Here is a 12,769-nt window from a genome sequence, read left to right as displayed (position 1 = left end):
AGCTACGACGTGAGTCGAAAGGCTCAGTTGAAGCTGTAGCCAGCCTTGAACGATTCCATCGCCTTGGCCAGTAGCTTCTCGTTGTCGCCGGACAGATCGCCCGAAGCGTTAACGGCTGCCAGTACATCGCTGTGGTTCGCACGCACGTAGGCGAGGAACTCAGCTTCGAATGCCAGGGCCTTCTTCACCGGAACGTCTTCGTAGCTGCCCTTGTTCACAGCCCACAGGGTCAGCGCCATTTCAGCGGTGGCCAGCGGCACGAACTGCTTCTGCTTCATCAGTTCGGTAACCACTTCACCGTGTTGCAGCTGCTTGCGGGTTGCTTCGTCCAGGTCGGAAGCGAACTGCGAGAACGCAGCCAGTTCACGATACTGGGCCAGGGCCAGACGAATACCACCACCCAGCTTTTTGATGACCTTGGTCTGGGCCGCACCACCCACGCGCGATACCGAGATACCGGCGTTGATGGCCGGACGGATACCTGCGTTGAAGAGGTCGGATTCCAGGAAGATCTGGCCGTCAGTGATGGAAATCACGTTGGTCGGAACGAAGGCGGAAACGTCACCAGCCTGGGTTTCGATGATAGGCAGTGCGGTCAGCGAACCGGTCTTGCCCTTCACTTCGCCCTTGGTCAGTTTTTCTACTTCGTCCTCGTTGATGCGGGAAGCACGTTCCAGCAGACGGGAGTGGAGGTAGAACACGTCGCCAGGATAGGCTTCACGGCCCGGCGGACGACGCAGCAGCAGGGAGATCTGACGATAGGCAACGGCTTGCTTGGACAAGTCATCGTATACGATCAGTGCATCTTCGCCGCGGTCGCGGAAGTATTCGCCCATGGAGCAGCCGGAGTACGGTGCAATGAATTGCAGCGCAGCAGCTTCGGAAGCGGTAGCGGCAACGATGATGGTGTGACCCAGTGCACCGTGCTCTTCCAGCTTGCGAACCACGTTGGCGATGGACGAGGCTTTTTGACCTACGGCTACGTAGATACAAACAACGCCCGTGCCCTTTTGATTGATGATGGCGTCCAGAGCAACGGCAGTCTTGCCGGTCTGGCGGTCACCAATGATCAGCTCACGCTGACCACGGCCAACCGGAACCATGGAGTCAATGGCTTTCAGGCCGGTCTGCATCGGCTGGGATACGGATTGACGCGCAATCACACCCGGCGCGATCTTTTCGATCGGGCTGGACAGCTTGGCGTTAACCGGACCCTTGCCGTCGATCGGCTGACCCAGAGCATTGACAACACGGCCCACCAGTTCCGGACCTACCGGCACTTCCAGAATGCGACCGGTACACTTGACTTCGTCGCCTTCGGAAATGTGTTCGTACTCGCCCAGAATCACGGCGCCGACAAAGTCGCGCTCCAGGTTCATGGCGAGGCCGTAGGTATTGCCCGGGAACTCGAGCATTTCGCCCTGCATCACGTCTGCCAGACCGTGGATACGAACGATACCGTCGGTCACGGAAATGACCGTACCCTTGGTACGGACTTCAGCGCCTTCAGCCAGGTTCTGAATCTTGGCCTTGATCAGATCGCTGATTTCAGAGGGGTTCAACTGCATGATCTCTCCTAATTCTTGAGGCTTGCCGCCATCGCTTGCAGCTTGCCGCGCACGGAACTGTCGATGACATCGTCACCTACCAGTACGCGCACACCACCGATCAGATCGGCATTGTCACGCACATCAAGACGTACGGTTTTGCCGTATTTCTTGGAAAGCGTGCTGGTGAGTTCGGCTTTCTGTTCTTCGGTCAGCGGGAACGCCGTTTCAACTTGCGCATCAACGATGTTTTCCGCTTCGGCCTTGTACAGTTCGAACTGACTGGCGATATGCGGCAGCAGCATCAGGCGGTGGTTCTCGATCAGGGCGACCAGAAAGTTTTTCACGCTTTCATTGGCACGCTCGCCGAGGACATCCAGCATCAGCGCCTCAACCTCTTTTGCGGTATGTTTCGGATCGGTGACAACTTCGACCATATCCGGGTTGTTCACCATGGCAGCCAGCCACGCAAGCGCATCGGACCACTGGTCCAGCGTACGCGTTTCGGTGGCGAGGCTGTATACCGCTTCGGCGTAGGGCCTTGCGACGGTAATGAGTTCTGCCATGAGTTAATTAAAACTCCGCTTTGATGGAGGAAAGCAGGTCGGCGTGCTTGGCTGCATCGATCTCTTTGCGCAGGATCTTCTCTGCGCCGACTACGGCCAGCTGGGCCACATGCTCACGCAGGGCTTCCTTGGCACGCATCACTTCCTGATCGATCTGACCTTTGGCGTCAGCCACAATACGGGCACCTTCAGTGCTGGCATTGTCTTTGGCTTCGTCCACGATCTGGGTAGCACGCTTCTCGGCAGAAGCAATGATTTCCATTGCTTGCTGCTTGGCCTTGCGAACTTCGTCCGCAACGCGCTTTTCAGCGGCTTCCAGATCTTGCTTGCCACGTTCTGCAGCGGCCAAGCCGTCTGCAATACGCTTGGCACGCTCTTCCATCATATTGGTAAGCGGAGGCCAAACAAACTTCATGGTGAACCATACCAGGATGGCGAACGTGATCGCCTGGCCCAGTAGTGTTACGTTAAATTCCACGCTTGTTTTCCTCCAGAGAATGACTTCTACACCAACCGTTTACTGACTAAAAATTAGCCACCCAGAGCTGCTTTGGCAGCGGACAGGAACGGGTTGCTGAAGGTGTACAGCATGGCAACGCCCACACCGATCATGGAAATCGCGTCAAGCAGACCGGCGATAATGAACAGCTTGGTTTGCAGAACCGGGATCATTTCCGGTTGACGGGCGGAGGCCTCGAGGAACTTGCCACCCAGAATGGCGAAACCGATAGCAGTACCCAGAGCGCCCAGGCCAATGATCAGAGCAGCTGCGATAGCGGTCATCGACTGAATCTGAGAAACGAGTGCTTCCATTATTTATCTCCTAAGACTTATGCAAGGATGGTTGGTAAAAAAACTAAAACAAAGGTAAAGCTCAAACTAAAACAAATACCACGAACTCTTTAGTGCGCTTCCACTGCCAGGCTCAGGTACACGATGGTCAGCATCATGAACACGAAGGCCTGCAGGGTAATGATCAGGATGTGGAAGATGGCCCACGGTGCGCCCAGAACCCACTGCGCGCCCCAAGGCAGCAGTGCAATCAGGATGAAGATCAGTTCGCCAGCGTACAGGTTACCGAACAAACGAAGCGAGAGAGAGATCGGCTTGGCGACCAGCTCCACCAACTGGAAGATGAAGTTCAGCGGCGCCAGGATGATGGCACCAACCGGATGGTGGGTATGGAAAGGAGCAGTCAGCAGTTCCTTGAACCAGCCGCCCAGGCCCTTGGCCTTGATGGAGAAGCCGATGATGCACAGGAATACAGACAGCGACATGGCGAACGTGGCGTTCACGTCGGCGGTCGGTACCGAGCGGAAGTAAACGTGATGTGCTTCCAGGCCGAAGAAGGTGTGACCGATCCACTGTGCAATATTCGGCAGCAGGTCAACCGGCAGCATGTCCATGGCGTTCATCAGGAAGATCCAGCAGAAGATGGTCAGCGCCAGCGGAGCGATGACCTTGCTTTTGGCATGGAAGATTTCCTTGACCTGGGTATCGACCAGTTCAATGATGGATTCGACGAACAACTGCAACTTGCCCGGATTTTCCAGGCTGGCGCGACGAGCCACCATGGCGAAGATGCCGGCGAACACGAAAGCCAGTACCAGCGATACCGAGAAGGTGTCTACGTGCAGGCTCCAGAAGCCACGAGCCGGGGACGGATCGGAGTTCCAGAAAGTAAGGTGGTGGTTAATGTACTCAATTGCGTTGCTTGCCATCGCTCTTTTCTCAATTATTTGATTAGAAGCCCTAACCAGTAGCCGGACACCGTGGCGAAAAAGCCTGCCAGCAAACCCACTACCGATAAATCCTTGAAAAACACCAAAGATGCACCAAACATAAAGACAGTCAGCAGGAATTTCACTGCCTCAGCCTTGAAGTGCGCCTTCATCAGCACCGCAGGTGGGACATGCCGCTTGGCGTAGGCGATTCTGGCATAGACCGCGGCTGGAATCAGCGCCGACAATCCCCCCAACAGAACCGACACCGGAACCACCGTGGTGCCACCACTCAATATGGCACCAAGTAGCACAGCCACTACAAGCAGTTTTGCCTGCAGGCGCAGTACGCGCCCGACTTCCGCATTTTGCATGTCCGACACTTAAAAAATCGCTCGATTATAGGCTGAGGGCTTGATTTGCGTCAAACTGAACATCACCCGCACCATTGCAGTGCAACATATAATCATTTGCTTGATTTTGCTTGAAGTTTTTCCAGCAGCCGTTCCAGATCGTCCAGATTGGCATACTCCACTTGCAAACGGCCTTGCCCGCGCGCGCCATGACGGATGCTGACCTTGGCTCCGATGCGCTCCGAGACTTCCTGCTCCAGCCGGGCAATGTCCGGATCGACACGCTTGTCCACGGCAGCCACTGTGGTTTTTTGGTCAGACAATTGTTGTACCCGGCGCTCGACTTCACGCACCGACCACCCCTTGTCCACCGCCAAATGCGCCAGCTCCAGCTGCTGCACCACGGGTAGCGCCAGCAAGGCACGGGCATGGCCCATTTCCAGCAGTCCCTGATGCAGCATGTGCTGTACCGGCTCCGGTAGCGCCAACAGGCGCAACAGATTGGAGACCGCGCTGCGCGAGCGGCCTACTGCATCGGCAGCGGTTTCGTGCGTCAGACCGAATTCGCTGATCAGCCGCTTGAGACCTTGCGCTTCTTCTATCGGGTCCAGCTCCTGGCGCTGGATGTTCTCGATCAGTGCCATGGCCAGGGCGGCTTCATCAGCCACGGTTTTCACCACGGCCGGCACTTCGGTGAGACCGGCCTTGCGCGCGGCGCGCCAGCGGCGTTCACCGGCGATCAGTTCGTACTCACCGAGGCCTACTTCGCGCACCACCACCGGCTGGATAATGCCCTGCGCCCGGATCGAAGCCGCCAGTTCGTCCAGTGCCACTTCGTTCATATGACTGCGCGGCTGGTATTTACCGGGACGGATCAGGTCGATGGAAAGCGTGGTAAGACGGTCGTCTACCGCAGCGCTGGTGGCGAGGAGCGCGTCAAGACCGCGCCCGAGTCCTTTGAGTTTGGCCATGTTGTCAGACAGATGGAGTTGCGGTTGCGGATTCGAGGCGGGCAGTCAGTTCCTGCGCCAGCGCGAGATAGGCCTGCGCACCGCGGGCATTGCGGTCGTACACCAGACCGGGCAGACCATGGCTGGGTGCCTCGGCCAGCCGCACATTGCGCGGGATGACGGTTTCGAACACCTTGCTGCCAAAATGGCTGGCCAGTTGCTCGGAAACCTGCTGTGAAAGATTACTACGCGCATCGAACATGGTACGCAGCAGGCCCATGATTTCAATGCGCGGATTCACCGCTGCGCGCACCTTGCGCAGGGTGGTGACCAGATCGGACAACCCTTCCAGCGCATAGTATTCGCACACCATGGGAATCAGCACGCTATTGGCGGCAACCAGCCCGTTCAGCGTCAGCAGATTGAGCGAGGGCGGGCAGTCGATCAACACATAGTCGTACTGATCATCGACCAGACTGAGTGCGTTTTTCAGACGGGCTTCGCGTGCCAGCTCATTCACCAGCTCCAGCTCGGCTCCGCCCAGGTCGCGGTTCGCGGGCAGTACGTGATAGCCGCCCTGCTTGGCAGGCTGGCGCACCTCTTCCACCGAGGCATCGCCCAGCAGCACGTGATAGACCGACTGCTCCAGCGTCTGCTTGGCGATGCCGCTACCCATGGTGGCATTGCCCTGCGGATCGAGATCCACTATCAGCACCCGCCGCCCCAGCTCGGCCAGACCTGCTGCCAGGTTGACCACGGTGGTGGTCTTGCCGACCCCACCTTTCTGGTTGGCGACCGCGATCACCCGTGCATTCATTTAGCCACCATTCTGACCAGATGGCGTTCGGCGTCCAGACCAGGCACCGACACCGGCAATACTTCGGCCACGGCCACCGTCTCCGGCAGCAGCGAGATTTCTTCGTAGGGATAGACACCCTTCATCGCCAGATACTGGCCGCCTTCGGCCAGCAGGTGCGGGGTGAGCTTGACGAACTCCGCCAGCTCGGCAAAGGCGCGGCTGGTGATGCGGTCGAACTTCTGCTCTGGCTGATAGGCTTCCACCCGGCTGGTGATGACCTCGACATTGGGCAGGCCCAGTTCGATGACGGCCTGGCGCAAGAAGGTGGTTTTCTTGTGGTTGGAATCCAGCAGCACCACCTGCAAATCGGGCCGGGCAATGGCCGCCGGAATACCGGGCATGCCGCCGCCAGAGCCGACGTCCAGCAGGCGGGCACCACCATTCAGGTGCGGCACCAGCGACAGGCTGTCCAGCAGGTGGTAGCTGACCATGCGCTGTTCTTCACGCACGGCGGTCAGGTTATAAGTGTGGTTCCATTTGGCCAGCAGCGTCAGATAGCCATCCAGCAAGGCCAGCTGTTGTTCATTCAACCCCAGGGCCAGTTGATCCAGCCCGTTTTTCAGTTCTGCAGTATGTGTCATGCGCTTGGCTTGGCAATTATTCAATTTTGGCGTCGGTAAAACCGCGTTTCAGATGCACCATCAGCAGCGCAACGGCCGCCGGGGTAATGCCCTGGATGCGCGAAGCCTGGCCCAGGTTTTCCGGGCGCTGCTGATTCAGTTTTTGTTGCACTTCCTTGGACAGGCCCTTGACCAGAGCAAAGTCGATGTCGGCCGGCAGGCGGATGTCTTCCAGATTGTCGCGCCGCGCCAGCTCTTCGTTCTGGCGGTTGATATAGCCTTGATATTTGACCTGAATTTCCACTTGTTCGGCAACCACGTCGTCCGCCACACCGCCAGCAGCCTCGGGCAGGGTCATCAGGTCGCGGTAGGCGACATTGGGGCGCTTGAGCAGGTCGAACAGGTTGTATTCACGCTCGATGCCCTTGCCCAGCAAGGTTTCCAGCGCGGCAGCGTCCTGCAGTTTGGCCGGATGCAGCCAAGTGGTTTTCAGGCGTGCGGTTTCGGCTTCCACTGCGTCGCGCTTGCGGCAGAAGGCCTCCCATTGCGCATCGCCCACCAGGCCCAGCTTGCGGCCCATCTCGGTGAGGCGCAAGTCGGCATTGTCTTCGCGCAGCTGCAGGCGGAATTCGGCACGGCTGGTAAACATGCGGTAAGGCTCGGACACCCCCTTGGTGATGAGGTCATCCACCAGCACGCCCAGATAGCCCTCGTCGCGACGCGGACACCAGCCTTCCTCGTCACGCGAATACAGGCCAGCATTCAGGCCTGCCAGCAGGCCTTGCGCCGCCGCTTCTTCGTAGCCGGTGGTGCCGTTGATCTGGCCGGCAAAGAACAGCCCCTTGATGGCCTTGGTTTCCAGTGTGGACTTGAGGCCACGCGGGTCGAAATAATCGTATTCGATGGCATAGCCGGGGCGCAGGATGTGGGCGTTTTCCATGCCGCGAATCGAACGCACTGCTGCCAGCTGGATATCAAACGGCAGGCTGGTGGAAATCCCGTTGGGGTAGAACTCGTGCGTGGTCAGGCCTTCCGGTTCCAGGAAAACCTGATGGCTGTCCTTGTCGGCGAAACGGTTGATCTTGTCTTCGATGGACGGGCAATAACGCGGCCCCACCCCTTCGATCACCCCGGTAAACATCGGACTACGCTCGAAGCCGGAGCGGATGATGTCGTGGGTTTGCTGATTGGTATGGGTAATCCAGCACGGCAGCTGCTTGGGATGCATGCTGCGCTGGCCGCGATAGGAGAACACCGGCTCGGGGGTGTCGCCCGGCTGCTCTTCCATTACCGAAAAATCGATGCTGCGGCCATCGATACGCGGCGGGGTACCGGTCTTGAGACGCCCCACCGGCAAATCCAGCTCGCGCAAACGCGCACCCAGCGTGGAAGCAGCCTGATCGCCAGCCCGGCCACCCGTGTAATTTTCCAGGCCGACATGAATCTTGCCGGACAAAAAGGTGCCGGCAGTCAACACCACGGTGCGGGCGCGAAAAGTAATGCCGATGGCCGTGATGGCACCGGCCACGTGATCCCCTTCGATCAGCAGATCATCCACCGGCTGCTGGAATAGCGTGAGATTGGGCTGGTTTTCCAGCATCTCGCGAATGGCCGCCTTGTACAGAATGCGGTCGGCCTGGGCGCGGGTAGCGCGCACCGCTGGCCCCTTCGAGGCATTCAGGGTGCGGAACTGGATGCCGCCGATATCGGTGGCCAGCGCCATGGCGCCGCCCAAGGCATCCACCTCTTTCACCAGGTGACCCTTGCCGATGCCACCAATCGACGGATTGCACGACATCTGACCCAGGGTCTCGATATTGTGGGTAAGCAGTAGCGTGGCGCGCCCCATGCGGGCTGCGGCCAGTGCGGCCTCGGTGCCGGCGTGACCGCCGCCGACCACGATCACGTCAAATTGTGTGGGATAAATCATCTGGCTGTACTCGGAACCCCGTGCATGCGAACGACGCATGGGTGATGCGTGCAGGAAAAACGGCCTATTCTACGGCAAAACCGATAACCGTGTAAGTCATTGATTTACTTCACCCCTGCTGTAACCCGGCGTTAAAACGCAGGTCATCCACAAGTCATATGACGGAAATGTCTTCGTCAAACAGGATGATTAGCATGTTTTGGACGGACAGCAGGCCCAAAAGCTGCTGCCAAATGAAGGAGTTGCCGCAACGGCCGGCCTGATGGAACGAAAGCCCTAGCGACAGTCCTTGCTGACAAAACTAGCATGCCACGCATGTGCCGAGGGGAGTAAGTCATGCAACTGAACGAAAGCGTTTCCACCCGCCGCCAGCTGAAACTGGGCGTCCGTGTCGCTGAAACAGCCGAAGACATCCGCCGCGCCCAGAAACTGCGCTTTGATGTATTTGCCGGCGAAATGGGGGCCGAGCTGTCCTCGCAGCAACTGGGCATAGACTGCGACGAATATGATGCGCTGTGCGACCACCTGATTGTGGAAGACGCCAACAGCGGCCTGGTAGTGGGTACCTATCGCATGCTGCCGCCGGACATGGCACGCCGCGCACCCTCGCTGTACTCCGAACACGAATTCGACCTCACCCGGCTGGACAATCTGCGCGACGGCCTGATCGAAGTGGGCCGCTCCTGCGTCCACAAGGATTTCCGCAGCGGCGGGGTGATTGCCCTGCTGTGGTCTGGCCTGGCCGACTATGTACAGAAAAAAGGTGGCGAATATCTGGCTGGTTGCGCCAGTGTCAGCCTGGCCGACGGTGGCCATCAGGCCGTCAGCCTGTATCGCCAGCTGGAAACCAGCCACCTGTCCCCGGCGGAATGGCGCGTGTTTCCGCACCTGCCACTGCCGCTGGACCGCATTCAGGACGATGCTGCCTCCTCGCCGATGCCGCCGCTGATCAAGGGCTACTTGCGCGCTGGTGCATTCATCTGCGGCGAACCGGCCTGGGACCCTGACTTCAACTGCGCCGACTTCTTCATGCTGTTGCCGATGAGCCGCCTCACCGGCCGCTACAACCGTCACTTCGTAGGCTGATTCACAGCCTGCCGCAGCCTTGCTGTGTCATCAGCCCGGACGAAGCCCCCGTTCGTCCGGGCTGTTCTGTTTTGCCAGCCACTACCGCGCAGCCAGCCGGCTGGCTGCTACAATCCGCCAGATGAGCTACCCGTTTGCAGCAGTCGGCATTGTCCACTCGCCCTACAAGGAAAAATTCGGCATCCCGCGCCAACCCTCGCTGGCCCCGGCCGCCGACATCAGTGTGGAATTACTGCCGCCATTCAATCATCCGGACACCGTACGCGGGCTGGAAGCCTTCTCCCACGTCTGGATCAGCTTCGTATTCCACCAGACCGCTCGTCGGGGCTGGCAAGCACTGGTGCGGCCACCGCGCCTGGGCGGCAATGCCAAGGTGGGGGTTTTTGCCAGCCGCTCCACCCATCGCCCCAACCCGCTGGGCCTGTCGCTGGTAGAGCTGCGCGGCATCGATTTTCACGACGGCGTACGCCTGCAACTGGCCGGCGCCGATCTGCTGGATGGCACGCCGGTGCTGGACATCAAACCCTATATTCCTTTTGTGGAAGCCCGGCCGGAAGCCCGTGGCGGCTTTGTCGATGGCCCGCCAGCCTGCCTGCAGGTGGACTGGAGTACGACAGCCCTGCAGCAGCTGACCGCCCTGCCCTCTCCTCCGCCGGCACTGACGGCGCTGATCGAGCAAGTGCTGGCGCAAGACCCCAGACCCGCCTATCAGGATGACCCGCAACGCATTTATGGCGTGCGACTGTATGACTACAACATCCGCTTCAGCGTGGCGGATAACCATGCCTGCGTGCTTGAAATACAGCAGCTTGCCCCGAACTAAAGTCACATGCCCCGGTCACACCGGGGCCCTTTACTCTGGAGAATACAATCATGACACCTCGCGCGAAGACGATCATGCTCGCCTTCACCCTGGTTTCTGTCCTGGCGGCACCGTTCGCGGAAGCCGCTCGCCTGGGCGGAGGCAAGAGCGCCGGCATGCGCCGCTCGGCCCCGACCAAGAGCTACCAGCAGCCCACTCCGATGCCCGCCCCGGCACCACAGGCTGCTCCGCAAGCACAGCCCAAGAAAGGCCCGGGCGTAGGCACGGCCATTGCGGCTGGTGCAGCCGGCGCAGCAGCCGGCTACATGCTGGGTTCGGCCATGAACAGCAACCACGCCTCCGGCAATGCATCTGAATCCGCCAGCGGTTCTGGCTTCCCCTGGGGCACACTGGCCTTGCTGGGCCTGCTGGGCATTGGCGGCCTGATGTGGTTCCGCCGCAAAAACGCCGCCAGCGCCGCACCGATGAACACACCGATGCCGGCCGGCAACGCTCCGGTATTCAATAGCAGCAGCCAGGATGCCGCCCGCTTCGATCCGATTCCCAAGATCGGCTCCGGTCTGGGTCAGGCACCATCTTACGGCGGCGCTGCACCGGCCATGGCTGGTGGTGCACTCGCCCGCCTGCCGGATGGCACCGAAACGCCGAACTTCCTGCGTCAGGCCAAGGCGACTTTCCTGCATCTGCAAAGCCTTAACTCACCGGACAGCCTGGAAGAGGTACGCAAGTACATGACGCCGGATCTGTTTGAAGGCCTGCGCAACGACATCGCCGGCAATGGCGATGTGGCGGACTTCCCGCAGCTGGACTGCCAACTGGCCGAAGCCGTGGAAGAAGCTGGTCGTTATATCGCCACCGTGCGCTTCTCTGGCACCGTGAGCGAATCGGTCAACGCCCTTGCTGTGCCGTTTAGCGAATACTGGCACTACATCAAGGATGGCAGCACCGGCGGAAAATGGCTGGTGGCAGGCATTCAGCAGGAGTAATTTCCTTCTTTTGTGCGGATTTATCCTAACGGGCCCAGTCGGGCCCGTTTTTTATTATCCGGCCATGCTCTACACTGGAATGCCAATTGCTAGAGAGATTGGCTTACGGGCCAGCAAGAGCCCCACTCCAGGAAGGAATGTACTGTAATGAAACGTTTCGAGCATGCCGGTCTGACCCTTGGCAGCCATTTTCAGCCCATCTACAGCCTGGCGCATCGCCGCACGGTGGGTGTGGAAGCCCTGTTGCGCGCCGAGCAGAACCAGCTGCCACTCTCCCCGGCCGAGGCTTTTTACGCCATGGTGTCACCAGAACGGCGTCACGGGCTTGATCTGGCCGTCAGCCAGGCCCATGTCCAGCATTTTTCCCAACTGGAACAGGCCCATCCGCACTGGTTGTTTCTCAATGTCGATGCTGCCTCCCTGTCGCGCCCCGAGCGTGCCATGGCGCTGGCCAACTCCATTCGCGAAGCCGGCCTGCAACCCGGCAATGTGGTGCTGGAAGTGCTGGAACATGTGCTGGAAGTGGATGAAGCGCTGATCGAAGGCGTCAATCTGCTGAAAAAAGCGGGTTTTCTGATCGCCATTGACGACTTCGGCGTCGGCCATTCCAATCTGGACCGGGTCTGTCAGTTGGAGCCGGATCTGGTGAAATTCGACAAGGACTTGCTGCGCAGTGCAGTCAGCCAGCCACGCACCCGTAATTTGCTGTCCAGACTGGTGCGCCTGATGCACGAAATTGGTGCACTGGTGGTGGAAGAAGGCATCGAAACCGAAAACGACGTACTGGTGGCGCTGGAGTCCGGCTGTGATCTGGTACAGGGCTACTATGTGGCACGGCCCAGCCTGACACCCGACCCGGACGACATCATCACCAAGCGGCTGGATTCGCGCTGGGACGAATTGATGGTGCGCGACCTGCTCAAGCGCAAAATCACCCGCCGCCAGATCGAACTGGCACGGCAGGCATTTGTACAATCCGCCATTTCACTGATGCAGGGCACCCCGTTTGATCAGGCGGCCACACCGATGCTGGCCATGCCGGACGTGATCCGCTGCTTCTTGCTGGACAGCGAGGGCCGGCAGATCGGCCGCAACCTGAACAGCCGCCACAACACCGTGGCCAGCAATCTGAAATTTGCCCCGCTGGCCGACACCACCGGTGCCGTGTGGTCGCGCCGGGCCTATTTCCAGCACGCCATCGACCAGCCCGGCGTGCTGTACATGAGCGAGCCCTATCTGTCGATGACCGACACCCGCTCCTGCGTGACGCTGTCGATGGCTATTGAAATCGACGAAGCCATGCATGTGCTGTGTGCCGATGTACTCGCTCCGCGCGTACACAGCAGCCACGGCTGAACACGGCCAACGCAGCAATGAAACAAAAGCAG

14 protein-coding genes are annotated in these 12,769 nt (G+C 59.4%); 4 read left to right on the top strand and 10 right to left on the bottom strand.

Features of this window, described 5'->3' with window-relative positions; translation table 11 throughout:
• Positions 1 to 23: 23 nt before the first annotated feature.
• From atpA to mnmG, 10 genes are all read right to left on the bottom strand, one after another.
• Positions 24 to 1,568 carry a F0F1 ATP synthase subunit alpha gene (gene atpA, locus DBR44_RS13105; RefSeq protein ID WP_124644484.1) on the bottom strand — a complete coding sequence of 515 codons (1,545 nt, stop codon included), beginning with the start codon at positions 1,566 to 1,568 and terminating at the stop codon, positions 24 to 26.
• An 8-nt stretch (positions 1,569 to 1,576) separates the two neighbouring features.
• Positions 1,577 to 2,113 carry a F0F1 ATP synthase subunit delta gene (locus tag DBR44_RS13100; protein ID WP_124644483.1) on the bottom strand — a complete coding sequence of 179 codons (537 nt, stop codon included), beginning with the start codon at positions 2,111 to 2,113 and terminating at the stop codon, positions 1,577 to 1,579.
• 7 nt (positions 2,114 to 2,120) lie between these two features.
• Positions 2,121 to 2,591: a F0F1 ATP synthase subunit B gene (locus tag DBR44_RS13095; protein ID WP_103523580.1), complete on the bottom strand. Its 471-nt coding sequence runs from the start codon at positions 2,589 to 2,591 to the stop codon at positions 2,121 to 2,123.
• A 53-nt stretch (positions 2,592 to 2,644) separates the two neighbouring features.
• Positions 2,645 to 2,926 carry a F0F1 ATP synthase subunit C gene (gene atpE / locus DBR44_RS13090; protein ID WP_045847701.1) on the bottom strand — a complete coding sequence of 94 codons (282 nt, stop codon included), beginning with the start codon at positions 2,924 to 2,926 and terminating at the stop codon, positions 2,645 to 2,647.
• An 89-nt stretch (positions 2,927 to 3,015) separates the two neighbouring features.
• Positions 3,016 to 3,834, bottom strand: coding sequence for a F0F1 ATP synthase subunit A (atpB, locus tag DBR44_RS13085; RefSeq protein ID WP_124644482.1), 819 nt, complete (start codon positions 3,832 to 3,834; stop codon positions 3,016 to 3,018).
• A gap of 14 nt (positions 3,835 to 3,848) precedes the next feature.
• Positions 3,849 to 4,208, bottom strand: coding sequence for an ATP synthase subunit I (locus DBR44_RS13080; RefSeq protein ID WP_124644481.1), 360 nt, complete (start codon positions 4,206 to 4,208; stop codon positions 3,849 to 3,851).
• Positions 4,209 to 4,300: 92 nt separating this feature from the next.
• On the bottom strand, positions 4,301 to 5,158 hold the full coding sequence (locus tag DBR44_RS13075; protein WP_124644480.1) for a ParB/RepB/Spo0J family partition protein: 858 nt from the start codon (positions 5,156 to 5,158) through the stop codon (positions 4,301 to 4,303).
• Positions 5,159 to 5,162: 4 nt separating this feature from the next.
• Positions 5,163 to 5,954, bottom strand: a complete 792-nt coding sequence (locus DBR44_RS13070) for a ParA family protein (RefSeq protein WP_124644479.1) — start codon at positions 5,952 to 5,954, stop codon at positions 5,163 to 5,165.
• Positions 5,951 to 6,577 carry a 16S rRNA (guanine(527)-N(7))-methyltransferase RsmG gene (rsmG, locus tag DBR44_RS13065; RefSeq protein ID WP_124644478.1) on the bottom strand — a complete coding sequence of 209 codons (627 nt, stop codon included), beginning with the start codon at positions 6,575 to 6,577 and terminating at the stop codon, positions 5,951 to 5,953. The genes DBR44_RS13070 and rsmG overlap by 4 nt, the downstream gene beginning before the upstream one ends.
• 16 nt (positions 6,578 to 6,593) lie before the next feature.
• A complete protein-coding gene (gene mnmG, locus DBR44_RS13060; protein WP_124644618.1) occupies positions 6,594 to 8,486 on the bottom strand; it encodes a tRNA uridine-5-carboxymethylaminomethyl(34) synthesis enzyme MnmG in 1,893 nt (630 codons plus the stop codon).
• Between the two features lie 336 nt (positions 8,487 to 8,822).
• Between mnmG and DBR44_RS13055 the strand changes: the two genes are divergently transcribed.
• The 4 genes from DBR44_RS13055 to DBR44_RS13040 all read left to right on the top strand — a co-directional run bounded on the left by DBR44_RS13055 (position 8,823) and on the right by DBR44_RS13040 (position 12,737).
• Positions 8,823 to 9,572, top strand: a complete 750-nt coding sequence (locus tag DBR44_RS13055) for a GNAT family N-acetyltransferase (RefSeq protein ID WP_124644477.1) — start codon at positions 8,823 to 8,825, stop codon at positions 9,570 to 9,572.
• A gap of 121 nt (positions 9,573 to 9,693) precedes the next feature.
• Positions 9,694 to 10,395 carry a tRNA (N6-threonylcarbamoyladenosine(37)-N6)-methyltransferase TrmO gene (tsaA, locus tag DBR44_RS13050; RefSeq protein ID WP_124644476.1) on the top strand — a complete coding sequence of 234 codons (702 nt, stop codon included), beginning with the start codon at positions 9,694 to 9,696 and terminating at the stop codon, positions 10,393 to 10,395.
• Between the two features lie 50 nt (positions 10,396 to 10,445).
• Positions 10,446 to 11,381, top strand: coding sequence for a Tim44 domain-containing protein (locus tag DBR44_RS13045; RefSeq protein ID WP_124644475.1), 936 nt, complete (start codon positions 10,446 to 10,448; stop codon positions 11,379 to 11,381).
• 147 nt (positions 11,382 to 11,528) lie between these two features.
• On the top strand, positions 11,529 to 12,737 hold the full coding sequence (locus DBR44_RS13040) for an EAL domain-containing protein (protein WP_103523590.1): 1,209 nt from the start codon (positions 11,529 to 11,531) through the stop codon (positions 12,735 to 12,737).
• Positions 12,738 to 12,769 lie beyond the last annotated feature (32 nt).

It is taken from the genome of Aquitalea sp. FJL05 (genome assembly GCF_003852595.1).
Lineage (GTDB): Bacteria > Pseudomonadota > Gammaproteobacteria > Burkholderiales > Chromobacteriaceae > Aquitalea > Aquitalea aquatilis.
This window is presented reverse-complemented; position numbering and strand designations above follow the sequence as displayed.

Bases quoted from the DNA above. Each gene is read 5' to 3' on its own strand.
- atpA (WP_124644484.1), bottom strand. From the start codon at position 1,568: ATGCAGTTGAACCCCTCTGAAATCAGCGATCTGATCAAGGCCAAGATT.
- DBR44_RS13100 (WP_124644483.1), bottom strand. From the start codon at position 2,113: ATGGCAGAACTCATTACCGTCGCAAGGCCCTACGCCGAAGCGGTATAC.
- atpE (WP_045847701.1), bottom strand. From the start codon at position 2,926: ATGGAAGCACTCGTTTCTCAGATTCAGTCGATGACCGCTATCGCAGCT.
- atpB (WP_124644482.1), bottom strand. From the start codon at position 3,834: ATGGCAAGCAACGCAATTGAGTACATTAACCACCACCTTACTTTCTGG.
- DBR44_RS13080 (WP_124644481.1), bottom strand. From the start codon at position 4,208: ATGCAAAATGCGGAAGTCGGGCGCGTACTGCGCCTGCAGGCAAAACTG.
- DBR44_RS13075 (WP_124644480.1), bottom strand. From the start codon at position 5,158: ATGGCCAAACTCAAAGGACTCGGGCGCGGTCTTGACGCGCTCCTCGCC.
- DBR44_RS13070 (WP_124644479.1), bottom strand. From the start codon at position 5,954: ATGAATGCACGGGTGATCGCGGTCGCCAACCAGAAAGGTGGGGTCGGC.
- rsmG (WP_124644478.1), bottom strand. From the start codon at position 6,577: ATGACACATACTGCAGAACTGAAAAACGGGCTGGATCAACTGGCCCTG.
- mnmG (WP_124644618.1), bottom strand. From the start codon at position 8,486: ATGATTTATCCCACACAATTTGACGTGATCGTGGTCGGCGGCGGTCAC.
- DBR44_RS13055 (WP_124644477.1), top strand. From the start codon at position 8,823: ATGCAACTGAACGAAAGCGTTTCCACCCGCCGCCAGCTGAAACTGGGC.
- tsaA (WP_124644476.1), top strand. From the start codon at position 9,694: ATGAGCTACCCGTTTGCAGCAGTCGGCATTGTCCACTCGCCCTACAAG.
- DBR44_RS13045 (WP_124644475.1), top strand. From the start codon at position 10,446: ATGACACCTCGCGCGAAGACGATCATGCTCGCCTTCACCCTGGTTTCT.
- DBR44_RS13040 (WP_103523590.1), top strand. From the start codon at position 11,529: ATGAAACGTTTCGAGCATGCCGGTCTGACCCTTGGCAGCCATTTTCAG.